Source organism: Amycolatopsis sp. NBC_01480, assembly GCF_036227205.1.
Lineage (GTDB): Bacteria > Actinomycetota > Actinomycetes > Mycobacteriales > Pseudonocardiaceae > Amycolatopsis.
In genome coordinates this window covers 4,047,257-4,060,518 of the sequence record NZ_CP109442.1, presented here as the reverse complement: position 1 = coordinate 4,060,518, position 13,262 = coordinate 4,047,257, and the positions used below count along the sequence as shown (strand labels likewise).

Sequence of the window (13,262 nt, the reverse complement as noted above, 5' to 3'; positions counted from 1 at the left end):
GTGAAGTCCCTTCTCCGCACCGACGACAACGGCCTCCATTGTCGCTAGGCCGCGTGGGTGACCTGCGCACGGGGTGAGCAAAGCGGCTCGTGAGTGTTCATGACGGTTAGAACCGTCCTAAACACTCACGAGTCCGGCTCAGTGCGTGGTGTAGTTCGGCGCCTCGACGGTCATCGTGACGTCGTGCGGGTGGCTCTCCTTGAGCCCGGCCGCGGTGATCCGCACCAGCTGCGCTTCCTGCAGCTGCGCGATCGTCTCGGCGCCCGCGTAGCCCATGCCGGCGCGGAGGCCGCCGACGAGCTGGTGCACGACGTTCGACAGCGGGCCGCGGAACGGGATGCGGCCTTCGATGCCCTCGGGGACCAGCTTGTCCTCGTTGAGCACGTCGTCCTGCGCGTAGCGGTCCTTCGAGTACGACTTCGCCTGGCCGCGCGACTGCATGGCGCCCAGCGAGCCCATGCCGCGGTAGACCTTGAACTGCTTGCCGTTGACCAGGATCAGGTCGCCGGGCGATTCGGCGGTGCCGGCCAGCAGGCTGCCCAGCATCACGGTGGACGCGCCGGAGGCGATGGCCTTGGCGATGTCGCCCGAGTACTGGATGCCGCCGTCGCCGATCACCGGGACGCCGGCCGGGCGGCAGGCCTGGTCGGCCTCGTAGATCGCGGAGATCTGCGGGACGCCGACCCCCGCGACGATGCGCGTGGTGCAGATCGAGCCCGGGCCGACGCCGACCTTCACGCCGTCCACGCCCGCGTCCACCAGCGCCTGCGCGCCCGCGCGGGTGGCGACGTTGCCGCCGACGATGTCGACGGTGTCGCCCAGCTCCTTCTTCAGCAGCTTCACGGTGTCCACCACGGCGCGGGAGTGGCCGTGGGCGGTGTCCACCATCAGCACGTCCACGCCGGCCTCGGCCAGCGTCATCGCGCGCTTGTGCCCGTCCGCGCCCACGCCGACGGCGGCGCCGACGATCAGCCGGCCGTCGGTGTCCTTGGTGGCGTTCGGGTACTGCTCGGTCTTCACGAAGTCCTTGACCGTGATCAGGCCGCGGAGCTTGCCCGCGCCGTCGACGATCGGCAGCTTCTCGATCTTGTGCCGGCGCAGCAGCCCCAGCGCCGCCTCCGCGGTGACGCCGACCTGCGCGGTGACCAGCGGCGCCTTGGTCATGACCTCGCTGACCAGGCGGGTGTAGTCCACCTCGAACCGCATGTCGCGGTTGGTGATGATGCCCACCAGCGAGCCGGACGCGTCGGTGACCGGCACGCCGGAGATGCGGAACCGGGCGCACAGGGCGTCGACCTCGGCCAGCGTGTCGTCGGGCGAGCAGGTGACCGGGTCGGTGACCATGCCGGCCTCCGAGCGCTTCACCACCTCGACGGCCGCGGCCTGCTCGTCGATCGGCAGATTGCGCTGGAGCACGCCGATGCCGCCCTGGCGCGCCATCGCGATCGCCATCCGGCCCTCGGTGACGGTGTCCATGGCGGCGGAGACCAGCGGGATGTTCAGCGTGATGTTGCGGGTGAGCCGGGTGCTGGTGTCGACCCCGCTGGGCACCACGTCGGACTCGGCAGGCAGCAGCAGCACGTCGTCGAAGGTCAGGCCGAGCATCGCGAACTTGCTCGGCACGGGGGCGGTGATGCTTTCGCTGGTCATGGCGGGCGAAGGGCCTTCCTGGCAGGGGTGTGCGAAGCCGCTGGCGGACAGCGGCCGACGGGGCTGGGCCTTCCCCTCATGATATCCGGGCCGGACCCCCGCCCTGGGCGGGTGGGGACGACACCGCGTGAGCAGGTACCGTGCAGGCCGTGCCGCACGATGTGTTGCCCCCAGATCCGTTCGCGGACGACCCGGACGATCCGGCCCGGGCCTTCCTCGACCCCGAAGACGACCTCGACGAGCCGATCAGCTCGGACGAACGCACCGAGCTGCTGGCCGACCTCTCCGATCTCGCCGTCTACCAGGCCCTCCTGGAGCCGCGCGGCGTGCGGGGCATCGTGGTGGACTGCGGCGAATGCGACGAACCCCACTACCACGACTGGCACCTGCTGCGCGCCAGCCTGGAGCAGCTGCTGGCCGACGGCCGGATGCGCCCGCACGAGCCGGCCTTCGATCCCAACCCGGGCGACTACGTGAGCTGGGACTACTGCCGCGGCTTCGCCGACGGGGTCACGGCGAACGAAAGCGCCTACTGAGCCGGTAGCGGCTTGGCGAAGGCCTCGGTGACGTTGCTCACCGAGGCCTTTTTTCGTGCCCGTTTCCTGGCCCGGCATACGAAAAAAGGGCCCCGGCGGAATCGATCCGCCGAAGCCCTTTCTCGAAAGCGTCCGGAATTACGGGGTTTGCGGAGACCCGTTCTGCTCGGCGCCGCTGCCACTGGGGTCGTTGCGCGGGCTGCCGCTGCTGCCGCCCGAGCCCGGGTTGCTGCCCGTGACGCCGGTCGGCGTGGTGGGCGGCGGCGGGGTCGTGGTCGTGCCGCCCGAGGGCGGCAGCGACTCCGGGATGCTGGTGGCCGGCGGCGGGGTCGCCGTGCTGCCCGTGCCCGGCAGCTGCGTGGGCTGACCGCTGGCCTGCGGCGAGCCGGTGCCCGGGTTGTTCGCCGGCGGATTGGCCGGCGGGTTCGCCGGGTTCCCGCCCGGGTGCGGCGCGGACGGGTCGTCGAGCTGCGCCGCCAGCTGGCGGTGCTGCTCCATCAGCTGGTTGCGGTTGTCGTCGTCGCTGACCTGGCCAAGTGCGGCCTGCGCGTCGTCGAGCGCCTTGCGGGCGTCGGACAGGCGGTTGTCGGCCAGCGCGATGTTCGCCTTCTCCAGGTCGAGCTTCACCGTGGCGGCGGCTTCGACCGAGCGGGCGTGGTCGGCGTAGAGGACCTTCGTGAGGCCCCAGAGGGTGTCGCCCGGCTGTGCGTCACGCGCCGCCAGGCCGGTGCCGGTGAAGGCGATCGCGGCGGCCGCGCACGCGGCGGCGACCGGCACGAGGAAACGACGGCGGCGGCCGCGCTGTGAGTGCTTGCGCGCCAGCGTGGCCGTCCGGACGGTGGTGACCGCGGTGTCGACGTCGACCAGCTCGGCGAGCGGCTCGCTGTCGATGTCGCGCCGCCAGGCCAGCAGCAGCGCGTTCAGCTCCTGGTCGCCGAGGCTGTCGGCGATGGCCGGATCCGTGCCCCCGAGCGCGTCCAGCAGCGCGTCGTCGGCCTGGATGGCCGACAGGTCACCGTCGGCCTCGGCGTCGAACGCCGTCATGCCGCTCGGCCACGTGGATGGCGACAGGTCACGGTCGTCGTCGCGATCGGTCACTCAGATCACCTCCTCGGCGGCGAGCACCTTGCGCAAGCGGGCCAAGGCGCGGTGCTGGGCGACCCGGACCGCGCCCGGCGTCGAACCGACGGCCTCCGCGGTCTCCTCCGCCGACAGCCCCACCACGACCCGCAACACGACGATCTCCCGTTGCTTGTCCGGCAGTACCTGCAACAACTGCGACATCCGCTCGTTCAGCTCACCCTGCAACGCGCGCTGCTCGGGTCCGACCCCGCCCTCGACCTCGTCGGGGACTTCGGCGACCGGCTCAGCCCGGTTGCGAGCCGCCGCGCGGTGCGCGTCGGCCACCTTGTGCTGGGCAATACCGTAGACGAACGCGAGGAAAGGCCGCCCCTGGTCACGGTACGAAGGCAATGCCGTGAGCACCGCGAGACACACCTCCTGCGCAACATCGTCCGCAGAAGCGAACGAACGCTCCTGCCTGCCAACCCGAGCGCGGCAATACCGCACTACGAGAGGACGGATGGCCGCCAGCAGCCGCTCCACCGCTTGAGGATCTCCCTCGACAGCAGCGGCGACTGGCTCATCCAGTCCATCCCCCACATTGGCCATCGCAGACAACAGTCCCAGTGTTACGTGTAGGCGTGCAAAGAATCCGGCGCGTGGTCATCCTGCCCCGCCCGCCGGTGACAGTTACCGTACCGTCGGGGACCCCCTGGACAACCGCCAGAGGTGGTCCCCGGCGCGCCGCGCTCGCGGCGCCGGTGGAAACCCGGCTTTACCGGCTGCTCACGCGTATTCGCCCAAGCCGGCCGAACGGCTGGCCAGTGCGGTACGCGAGGCGGCCCGGGCGGGGTGGCGACCAGTCCGGAAGCCTGCCCGAGCGGTGGGGACAACGGCGCCGTCCGTGACACGGAACACAGGTACGGGCCAGGGCGCGAGCCCTGGCCCGTCGTCACCGTGCAACCGCGTCGGGAACGAAGCCGCTGGAGAGCGCTTTACCTCAAGAGCCCCGGAAGATCCCGGGGCCCGGTCTCAGGAGACGAGACCGCGGCGGAAGCCGTGGGCCACCGCCTGAGCCCGGTCGCGGACCCCGAGCTTGCGGAACAGCCGCCGCGCGTGGGTCTTCACCGTGTCCTCGGACAGGTAGAGCTCGCGGCCGATCTGGCCGTTGCTCTTGCCCTGGCTCATGCCGCGCAGGACCTGCAGCTCGCGCTCGGTGAGCTGCACGCCGGGGTCCGACGGCTGGCGCGGCGCCGGCACCGAGGTGCTGGCGAGCGTGTGAGCCAGTGCGGCGACCAGCTCGGGCCGCGAGGCGTCCCAGCGCAGGTAGCCGCGGGCACCGCCGGCGATCGCCGCGGCGATGCTGCCCGCGTCGTCCGGGGCGCCGAAGACGATGACATTCGCCTGGGGGTTCGCGGAGACGAGCCGGCGCGTGGCTTCGACGCCCGTCGGGACCGCGCGTTGCGTCCCGACCAGCACGACGTCGACCGGCTGACGGGTGTACCGGGCCAGCAGCTCGTCACCGTGCGCTACGCAGTCGATGCGACTGACCCCTGGGACCGCGGACATCACGCGGGTGAGCCCTTCGCGGACACTGCGTCGGTCGTCGCAGATCAAGACCGTCGTCACGGGGTTTCCTTCCTGCAGCCGGGTGACATTCCACTTCCCCTATCGGACGCTTTAGCTCGAACCTTGACACGATCCGGTGGCTTTTTTTGAAGTTTCTTAGCCCGGATGCCGGAACGGCCTTTCCAGGAGGCTCAACCGGACCCGGTGGGAACCCAGGGCGAATCGTGTGCGATACGCATCACGCAAGGATCGACTCGTCGTAACACTGCGTGCAACACCTCCTGGCCTCTGAATCGATACTTCTCGGCGTGTTGAGCCCCGAGATCAGCCGCGACCCGGGCCGCCACCCAAATAAGTGAATGGAGTTCGCATTTCTCGGCCTCGGCGAGGGCGCTTTCGACAAGCTTCAGCGCGGCTTCCCGATCGCCGGCGTCGCCGGCTGCAGACAGCGCGACGCCGAGCACGATGTCGGACTTCACGACGTGCCGCCGCGCGCCGCGTTCCCGCGCGGTTTCGGCGGCCCGCCGCGCCGGCGCCACCGCTTCGGCCGGCCGTCCCGCCGCCAGCTCGATCTCGGCCCCGACCCACCCGGCCCGGACGGTCGCCCGCCACCGCCCGTCCCCGGCCACCGCCCGCGCCGCCAGCCGCCGCGCCGCCGCGATCCGGCCCAGCGCGAGGTTGTCCGCCGCCAGGCCGAGCAGGGCATCGGCCCGGGCGCCGCTGTAGTCGAGACCGTCAGGATCGGAATAGTCGAGATCTGGGGTGGGGTGATTGGCGGTGCCGGAAATGGTGGAAGTGCCGGGATCTGGGGCGGGCTGGCCGGAGGCTGAGGCGGGCCGGGCCGGGTTGGCTGCCGCAGGGTCAGCAGCGGCACGGGCGGCAGCGGGATCGGCGGCAGCACGGTCAGCGCCGCGATCGGCCACCACGTCGACGGCAACCGGGCCGGAAGCGACGGGGTTGGCGGCAGCACGGTTGGTGGCGGCGCGGTCGACGGCCGCGGGACCGGCGGCAGGGTTGGTGGCAGCGAGATCGGTGGCGGCGCGGTCGGCAGCCGCAGGACCAGCGGCAGGGTTGGCACCTCGGTCGACGGCGGCGAGGTCGGCAGCGGGGGCCGCAGCGCGGGAGTTGGCGGCCGCAGGGTTGTCAGCGGCACCGCCGGACAAGCGGCGACCGACAGAACGGCCCCCCTGGGAGCTGGGGCCAACCGGGCCGCCGCCGCGGGAGCTGGGGCCAACAGGACGCCCCCCACGGGAGCTGGGGCCAACAGGACCGCCGCCGCTGGAGCCGGGGCCGAGCGGCAGCGCGGAGGTGGCCGTAAGAAGCGCCAAAGCCTCCCCGTCCAAGGCCCGAGCAGCGGTGTGCCCGCCAAGCTGGCGACGGTGCGATGCCAGCGTCGTAGCGGCCAGCGACGCCAGCAGCGGGTCACGGCTCCGGCGGAGATCAGTCAGGGCCGTGGAAGCAGCCGCATACCGGCCCTGGGCGCCCAGCACCACCGCGGCCAGCAGCCGGTCCCACGGCGCGGCCGACCGCGGCGCCGTGACCGGCTCAGGTGGCGGCGGGTGGTCGCCGAAGGCGAGGGCCCGCAGGGTCTGTTTCTCCACCCGTTCTTTCTAGCGCGTCCCACCGACAAAATCCGCCCCTCGGAAACCACTCGCGCCAAGTCCGCGAAAGGCCCGCCGAACGGCCGATCGAACCGGGCGACCGGCCTAACCCCTCGTACCCACCAGGACGTGTTCGACGCGGTCCGCGGCCGTGGGCAGGTCCACCAGCAGTTCCACCTTGTCCGGCAGGGTGGCCGGGTCCCAGCCGGGGCCGCAGGCGAACAGGCGGCTGCGCTGACGGCCACGGGAAACGCGCGCGAACAGGCGCGGGTCCGCCGCCGCCCGGCGGTGAGCCCACAGCACCACGGCGGCCGGCGCGCTTCGGCGCACGGCCACCGCCAGCACCTCCGCGGGCAGCGGCACGCCGAACAGCTGCGTTCCGACCCGGCGGCCCGCCAGCGCGGCCGCCAGCGCGTACACCGGGGTGCTGTCCCGTTCCTCCGGCACGCAGCCGAGCAGCACCGGGCGCTGGTTGCGCGGGTGGTCGAGCACCGGCGTCGCGCGGACGAGCGAGGCGTACACGCACTCGGCCAGCAGGTATTCGACCTCCGCGCCCGCGCTGACCCCACGCCAGCGCGCGCCCAGCGCCGTCAGCACCGGGTCGATCACGCCGGACCACGCGGCGAGCACGCCCAGCTCGGCGATCGCGTCCGCGAGCATGCGCTGGACGGCGCCGACGTCCATGGCCAGCGCGGCCGTGCTCAGCCTGCGGGCGAGGCGGGACGGGACTTCGTGGTCGCCGTCGAGGGCGGGGGCCTCGTCCTCGTCGGGAACCTGGGCCGGGGCCGGCGGTGGCAGTTCGTCGACGACTGCGCGCGGCATGTGGTCGAGGGCGTAGCGCGCGGCCTCCGCCGTCGACGCGCCCCGGAGCAACGCGCGCTGCATGAGTTCGAGGCGCCCGATGTCGGAGCTGCCGTACCTGCGGTGACGGCCGTCGGTGTGCCGGCTGGGGCCCAATCCGTAACGGCGGTCCCAGGTTCGAAGGGTGGACGGGGCGACCCCGAGCCGGCGAGCGACCGAGGCCACCGGCAGGGTGGGCTCTCCTTCGCTCGACCCGGATCCCACTCGGCCCAATATCCAGGCCTGGGCCGGTCCCGGCAACCGGAGCCAAAAGCCCTGCTCACACATCCGGGGGATGCCTAACGGCTGAATCGGCCCGGATCCCTTGAACAACTATTGGCGCGCTTCTAACGTTACCGCCGTTGCACCGAATGGAGTATCGGCACCACAGCAGAGCAGCTAATGGCATCGACCGGATGACGGAGGCGGTCAGGATGGCAGACACGCGCAGGCTCCCCGGCCCCAATGCGGACATGTGGGACTGGCAGCTGGAGGGGTCGTGCCGGGGGATGGACAGCGCGTCCTTCTTTCACCCGGACGGCGAGCGGGGGCCGGCGAGGGCACGGCGCGAGGCCAGGGCGAAGGCGGTCTGCCTGAGCTGCCCGGTACTGGAGATGTGCCGCCGGCACGCGCTGGCAGTGCACGAGCCCTACGGCATCTGGGGCGGGCTGTCCGAATCGGAGCGGGAAAACCTGATCAAGCAGGACAAACGAGCACTGAGCATGTCCGGCTGAGCTCAGCCGGGCACGGAAGGGGCGGCGTCCACCTCGGACGCCGCCCCTTCGACGTCGGCGGCTGCTGACAGATCTTCGTCTTCCACGCCCCCGGCGAAGGCGCGCGCGGATCAGCTCACGCGTCTCCTCGCGCGCCTCGGCCAGGTGATCGTGGACGCTCTGGCGTGACGGTGCGTAGTTCGTCGCGACCATCGACGAGCTGGAGGTCGCGACCATCGACCACACCTCGGCGGCGCATGTCCGCGCCGTGCTGGTCACGACGCGGGCGGCGGTGGCTTCATAGCCTGAACCGGTGAAAACGAAAGCGGGGCGGCACCCCCTAGGAAGGGAGTGCCGCCCCGTTTTTCGTTGCGGTGAAACAGAAGTGACTAGTGCGAGTGGCCGTGGCCGTGGCCCGCTTCGTCCTCTTCCTCAGCCGGCTTCTCGACCACGGCGCTCTCCGTGGTGAGCACGAGCCGGGCGATGGACGCCGCGTTCGCGACCGCGGAGCGGGTCACCTTGACCGGGTCGACGATGCCGGCCGCGATCAGGTCGGTGAGCTCGCCGGTGGCGGCGTTGAAGCCCTGGCCCCAGGACTGCTCCTTGACCTTGTTCACGATGACCGCGCCCTCGTGGCCCGCGTTCGTCGCGATCCAGAACAGCGGGGCGGTCAGCGCGTCGCGCACGATGTGCACGCCGGTGGCCTCGTCGCCGGTCAGGCCGAGGTCGCCCTCGAGCTCCTTGACCGCGTGGACCAGCGCCGAGCCGCCACCGGGGAGGATGCCCTCCTCGACGGCCGCCTTCGTGGACGCCACCGCGTCCTCGATGCGGTGCTTGCGCTCGTTGAGCTCGGTCTCGGTGGCCGCGCCGACCTTGATCACGGCCACGCCGCCGCCGAGCTTCGCGAGCCGCTCCTGCAGCTTTTCGCGGTCCCAGTCGGAGTCGGTGCTCTCGATCTCCTTGCGGATCTGCGCGGTCCGGCCGGCCAGGGCGTCCTTGGTCCCGCCGCCGTCGACGATCGTGGTGTCGTCCTTGCTGACGACGATCCGGCGGGCGCGGCCCAGCGAGCCGAGGTCGGTCTCGGACAGCTTGCTGCCGATCTCGGCCGAGATGACCTCACCACCGGTGACGACGGCGAGGTCGTCCAGGAACGCCTTGCGGCGGTCGCCGAAGAACGGCGCCTTGACCGCGACGGCGGTGATGGTCTTGCGCAGCGAGTTCACCACGAGGGTGGACAGCGCTTCGCCGTCGACGTCCTCGGCGATGATCAGCAGCGGCTTCTTCGCCTCGACGACCTTCTCCAGCACCGGGAGCAGGTCGGCCAGCGACGAGATCTTCTCGCGGCTGAGCAGGATGTACGCGTCCTCGAGGATGGCCTTCTGGTCCTCGGGGTTGGTGGCGAAGTGCGCCGACAGGAAGCCCTTGTCGAACTGCACGCCCTCGGTGATCACCAGCTCGGTCGCCAGGGTCGACGACTCCTCGATGGTGATGACGCCGTCCTCGCCCACGCGCTCGACGGCCTCGCCGAGCAGCTGGCCGATCGCGGCGTCGCGGGAGGTCACGGTGCCGACCTGGGCGATGTTCTCGCGGCCCTTGACCGGGGTGGCCTTGGCCTTGAGGACCTCGATGACCTTGTCGGCGGCGGCCTCGATGCCGCGGCCGACCGCGGTCGGGTTGGCGCCGGCGGCCACGTTGCGGAGGCCGACGCGGACCAGCGACTGGGCCAGCACCGTGGCGGTGGTGGTGCCGTCGCCGGCGACGTCGTTGGTCTTGGTGGCCACGTTCTTGGCCAGCTGGGCGCCGAGGTTCTCGAACGGGTCGTCGAGCTCGATCTCACGGGCGACGGTCACGCCGTCGAGGGTGATGGTCGGGCCGCCGAACTTCTTGTCGAGGACCACGTGGCGACCGCGCGGGCCGAGGGTGACCTTGACGGCGTCGGCGAGCTTGTTCACCCCGCGCTCCAGCGCGCGACGAGCGTCCTCGTCGAAACTGATCTGCTTGGGCATAGCGTTTTCCGCTTACCTTTCAGGTGTCTTAGGACACAAGAACGCCCCGTCCCCCGGCTTGTGCGGGGCCCGGGGCGTCATTGCGCTGCGACTGGCTACGTCAGTTGATGACGGCCAGCACGTCGCGGGCGGAGAGGATCAAGTAGTCCTCACCGTTGTACTTGACCTCGGTACCGCCGTACTTGGAGTAGATCACGACGTCGCCCACGGCCACGTCGAGCGGCACGCGGTTGCCCTTGTCGTCGATCCGGCCCGGGCCAACGGCCAGAACCTTGCCCTCCTGGGGCTTCTCCTTGGCGGTGTCGGGGATGACGAGGCCGGAAGCGGTCGTCTCCTCGGCCTCACTCGTCTGGACAACGATCTTGTCCTCGAGCGGCTTGATGTTCACGCTCACCGGGTTGACCTCCACGGTCGTCGAAAGCGTCGGCAGGATGACTTACGGCTCCTACCACCCCCGCCGTCGCGGGTGCCGGGGCGTGTTCGGGCCGTGCGATTAGCACTCTAGCCACGTGAGTGCCAGCTTCGCAAGGAGGGTCCACTCGACGTGGCGGAACTCGCGTGGCCTGCTGGCCGATCAGCGACCGAGATGCCGCTTGATCACCTCGTACACGTCACCGCGCTTACTGATGACCAGCACGAATACGAGCAATCTGCCGTTCTCGAGCCGGTAGCAGATCCGATAGTTGCCCACTCGGACCCGGAGCACCCCCGGGTACCCGGTCAGTGGAAGGCACCCGGGCGGGTGTGGGTCTTCCGCCAGCTCGTCGAGCCGGTCCTCCAGCGCAGCGGCATCCTTGGGCTGAGCTCGGCTGAGCTTGGCGAGGAACTTGTCAGCGGTGCCGGACAGTTGGATCTCGTAGGACACTCAGCCGTCCCGGCGGGCGGTGCGACGGCGATAGGGCACAGTCTTCTCGGCGCCGTCGGCCAGCGCTTCCAGGACCTGCCGCACCTGCTCTCCGTCGATCAAGTTCTCAAGGTCTTCCAGCAGTTCCGCGCTGGCCGCGGGTACCACGGCGGCAGTACGACGGCCGTGCTTGGTCAGGTAAGTCGTCTCACCGACATACTCGGCGCGGTTGGTGATGTCCGGAAGTTCGCGACGAGCGTCGGTCATGTTCATCTCGATGCTCATGTACAAAATGTACATCTTTTGCCGAGCGTTCGCCAGCCGCCGATCGGTACGGGCCCCGGTCTGGCGCTCCGGCCGAACCTCGCCGACCCCGCGCCGCGGCCAGGCCCCGGGAAACGGCCCGTAAACCCGGCAGATCCACCCGGACCAGGCCTTACTCGGTGGGCCGCCTTCTGGTTAGGTCTTGCCTGAATGACACCGACACCTGGGGGTCACACCATGTCGTTCCCTCCCCTTCCCCGGCGGCTGGCCGTGGCGGCCGCCGTCGTTTCACTGGGCGCCGGGCTGTTCGCCGCGGCGCCGGCGCAGGCTCAGCCGTCCGGGCAGCAGCGGCAACGGGACTTCGCGGCCGCCGCGAGTGAGTTCGGCGTGCCGCTCGACGTGCTGCTCGGCGTTTCCTACATGGAGTCGCGCTGGGACTACAACGCCGGCACGCCCAGCACCGCCGCCGGTTACGGCCCGATGCACCTGACCGACCTGCGGACGGCGGGCGTCGCCGGCACCGAGTTCGACCAGGGCACCGAGGACCCGCGCGGGGACACGGCCCGACCGGCGCTGCAGCCCAAGGCGAGTGAGCCGGCCGCGCCGCCGCCGACCCTGCAGACCGTCGACACCGTGGCCTCGCTGCTGCACACCGACGCCGCCACCCTGCGCACGAACCCGACGCAGAACGTCCGGGGCGGCGCCGCGCTGCTCGCGGACTACCAGCGTCAGCTCGGCATCCACAGCCAGGACGCGAAGGACTGGTACGGCGCCATCGCGCGTTACAGCGGGTCCGACGACGTGACGGCCGCCCAGACGTTCGCCGACGAGGTCTTCGACACCATCTCCACCGGCGAAGCCCGCACTACGGACGACGGCCAGCAGCTGACCCTCACCGCCACGCCCGGCCTCGCGCCGGACCGCGCGCAGGCGAGCCGGCTGGGCCTGCGCTCCGACGCGCCCACCGCGACGGAGTGCCCCAAGCGCGTCGCGTGCGAGTCGGTGCCCGCGCCGTACCAGGAGCTGCCGGGCGGCGACTACGGCAACTACGACAAGGCGAACCGGCCGCAGAGCCAGAAGATCGACTACATCGTCATCCACGACACCGAGGGCTACTGGGCCGACGCGCTGAAGCTGGTGCAGGACCCGGCCTACCTCGCGTGGCACTACACCGTGCGCTCCGCCGACGGCCTGATCGCCCAGCACGTGGCGACGAAGGACGTCGGCTGGCACGCGGGCAACTGGTACATCAACTCGAAGTCGATCGGCATCGAGCACGAGGGCTTCGCCGCGAAGGGCACCTGGTACACCGAAGCGATGTACCGCGCTTCGGCGAAGCTCGTCGGCTACCTCGCGAAGCGCTACGACATCCCGCTGGACCGCGCGCACATCATCGGCCACGACAACGTCCCGGGCACCACGCCGGCCACCATCGCCGGCATGCACTGGGACCCGGGGCCCTACTGGGACTGGTCGCACTACTTCGACCTGCTCGGCGCGCCGTTCCAGGCGGTCGGCCGGCCGAACTCCTCGCTGGTCACGATCGACCCGTCGTTCGCCGGGAACCAGCCGATCTTCACCGGCTGCGACAAGATCGGCTCCGGCAACGCGTGCGCGGCCCGCGGCTCCGAGGCGGTCGTGCTGCACACCGCGCCGAGCGAGGACGCACCGCTGCTCGCCGACGCCGGCCTGCACCCGGGCGGCGGTCCGTCCACAATGGATGTCGCGGACGTCGGCAGCCGCGCGGCGACCGGGCAGAAGTACGCGGTCGCCGGCGTGCAGGGTGACTGGACGGCGATCTGGTATCTCGGCCAGAAGGGCTGGTTCCGCAACGCTCCGAGCGCCCGCACCGCCGTGCCCGCTGTGGGCCTGGTCGCCACGCCGCGGCCCGGCCTGGCCACGATCCCGGTGTACGGCCGCGCGTTCCCGGAGGCCTCGGCCTACCCGGCGAACGTGCCGGTGCAGGCACTCGCGCCGATGCCGTACACACTGGCGGCGGGCCAGAAGTACTCCGTCGGCGGCGTGGAGGGCTCCGAGTACTACTCGGCCACCACGTTCGACCCGGCCCAGCACGTGGTCGTGAAGGGCAAGACGAAGTACGTCGAGATCCAGTTCGGCCACCGCATCGAGTACGTCAACCTCAACGACGTGCTGCTGCTGCCCGCTTTCTGACCCTC

Annotated in this window: 13 protein-coding genes; 3 read left to right on the top strand and 10 right to left on the bottom strand. The window is 70.9% G+C overall.

Annotation, left to right across the window (positions count from 1 at the left end; translation table 11 throughout):
- Positions 1-138: 138 nt before the first annotated feature.
- Positions 139-1,650, bottom strand: a complete 1,512-nt coding sequence (gene guaB, locus OG371_RS19535) for an IMP dehydrogenase (RefSeq protein WP_329071189.1) — start codon at positions 1,648-1,650, stop codon at positions 139-141.
- 140 nt (positions 1,651-1,790) lie between these two features.
- Here guaB and OG371_RS19530 point away from each other — a divergent pair, with 140 nt between their 5' ends.
- The gene (locus tag OG371_RS19530) at positions 1,791-2,186 is read left to right on the top strand and encodes a DUF5319 domain-containing protein (RefSeq protein WP_329071188.1); all 396 of its coding nucleotides are present in this window, start codon (positions 1,791-1,793) and stop codon (positions 2,184-2,186) included.
- A 138-nt stretch (positions 2,187-2,324) separates the two neighbouring features.
- Here the strand turns inward: OG371_RS19530 and OG371_RS19525 are convergent, their stop codons facing one another.
- The 5 genes from OG371_RS19525 to OG371_RS19505 all read right to left on the bottom strand — a co-directional run bounded on the left by OG371_RS19525 (position 2,325) and on the right by OG371_RS19505 (position 7,444).
- Entirely contained in the window at positions 2,325-3,284 is a 960-nt protein-coding gene (locus tag OG371_RS19525; RefSeq protein ID WP_329071186.1) for an anti-sigma-D factor RsdA, read from the bottom strand.
- Positions 3,285-3,857 carry a sigma-70 family RNA polymerase sigma factor gene (locus OG371_RS19520; protein ID WP_091623879.1) on the bottom strand — a complete coding sequence of 191 codons (573 nt, stop codon included), beginning with the start codon at positions 3,855-3,857 and terminating at the stop codon, positions 3,285-3,287.
- Positions 3,858-4,280: 423 nt separating this feature from the next.
- On the bottom strand, positions 4,281-4,877 hold the full coding sequence (locus OG371_RS19515) for a response regulator transcription factor (protein WP_020662719.1): 597 nt from the start codon (positions 4,875-4,877) through the stop codon (positions 4,281-4,283).
- 131 nt (positions 4,878-5,008) lie between these two features.
- Positions 5,009-6,418, bottom strand: a complete 1,410-nt coding sequence (locus OG371_RS47430; RefSeq protein WP_442876121.1) for a hypothetical protein — start codon at positions 6,416-6,418, stop codon at positions 5,009-5,011.
- A gap of 105 nt (positions 6,419-6,523) precedes the next feature.
- Positions 6,524-7,444 carry a MerR family transcriptional regulator gene (locus tag OG371_RS19505; RefSeq protein WP_329071182.1) on the bottom strand — a complete coding sequence of 307 codons (921 nt, stop codon included), beginning with the start codon at positions 7,442-7,444 and terminating at the stop codon, positions 6,524-6,526.
- 248 nt (positions 7,445-7,692) lie between these two features.
- Between OG371_RS19505 and OG371_RS19500 the strand changes: the two genes are divergently transcribed.
- On the top strand, positions 7,693-7,992 hold the full coding sequence (locus tag OG371_RS19500; protein ID WP_329071180.1) for a WhiB family transcriptional regulator: 300 nt from the start codon (positions 7,693-7,695) through the stop codon (positions 7,990-7,992).
- Between the two features lie 368 nt (positions 7,993-8,360).
- Here the strand turns inward: OG371_RS19500 and groL are convergent, their stop codons facing one another.
- From groL to OG371_RS19480, 4 genes are all read right to left on the bottom strand, one after another.
- Positions 8,361-9,977 (bottom strand): chaperonin GroEL, encoded by a 1,617-nt coding sequence (groL, locus tag OG371_RS19495; protein ID WP_329071177.1) that lies wholly within the window; start codon positions 9,975-9,977, stop codon positions 8,361-8,363.
- Positions 9,978-10,077: 100 nt separating this feature from the next.
- A complete protein-coding gene (groES, locus tag OG371_RS19490) occupies positions 10,078-10,371 on the bottom strand; it encodes a co-chaperone GroES (RefSeq protein WP_009072407.1) in 294 nt (97 codons plus the stop codon).
- Positions 10,372-10,551: 180 nt separating this feature from the next.
- Positions 10,552-10,842: a type II toxin-antitoxin system RelE family toxin gene (locus OG371_RS19485; protein ID WP_329071175.1), complete on the bottom strand. Its 291-nt coding sequence runs from the start codon at positions 10,840-10,842 to the stop codon at positions 10,552-10,554.
- On the bottom strand, positions 10,843-11,106 hold the full coding sequence (locus OG371_RS19480; protein ID WP_329071173.1) for a type II toxin-antitoxin system prevent-host-death family antitoxin: 264 nt from the start codon (positions 11,104-11,106) through the stop codon (positions 10,843-10,845).
- A gap of 216 nt (positions 11,107-11,322) precedes the next feature.
- On the opposite strand from OG371_RS19480, the gene OG371_RS19475 reads away from it, so the two are divergent.
- Positions 11,323-13,257, top strand: a complete 1,935-nt coding sequence (locus tag OG371_RS19475; protein ID WP_329071170.1) for an N-acetylmuramoyl-L-alanine amidase — start codon at positions 11,323-11,325, stop codon at positions 13,255-13,257.
- The last annotated feature ends 5 nt before the right edge of the window (positions 13,258-13,262 follow it).

Coding starts and splice junctions, on each gene's coding strand:
- guaB (WP_329071189.1), bottom strand. CDS start 1,650: ATGACCAGCGAAAGCATCACCGCCCCCGTGCCGAGCAAGTTCGCGATG.
- OG371_RS19520 (WP_091623879.1), bottom strand. CDS start 3,857: ATGGCCAATGTGGGGGATGGACTGGATGAGCCAGTCGCCGCTGCTGTC.
- OG371_RS19500 (WP_329071180.1), top strand. CDS start 7,693: ATGGCAGACACGCGCAGGCTCCCCGGCCCCAATGCGGACATGTGGGAC.
- groL (WP_329071177.1), bottom strand. CDS start 9,977: ATGCCCAAGCAGATCAGTTTCGACGAGGACGCTCGTCGCGCGCTGGAG.
- OG371_RS19480 (WP_329071173.1), bottom strand. CDS start 11,106: ATGAGCATCGAGATGAACATGACCGACGCTCGTCGCGAACTTCCGGAC.
- OG371_RS19475 (WP_329071170.1), top strand. CDS start 11,323: ATGTCGTTCCCTCCCCTTCCCCGGCGGCTGGCCGTGGCGGCCGCCGTC.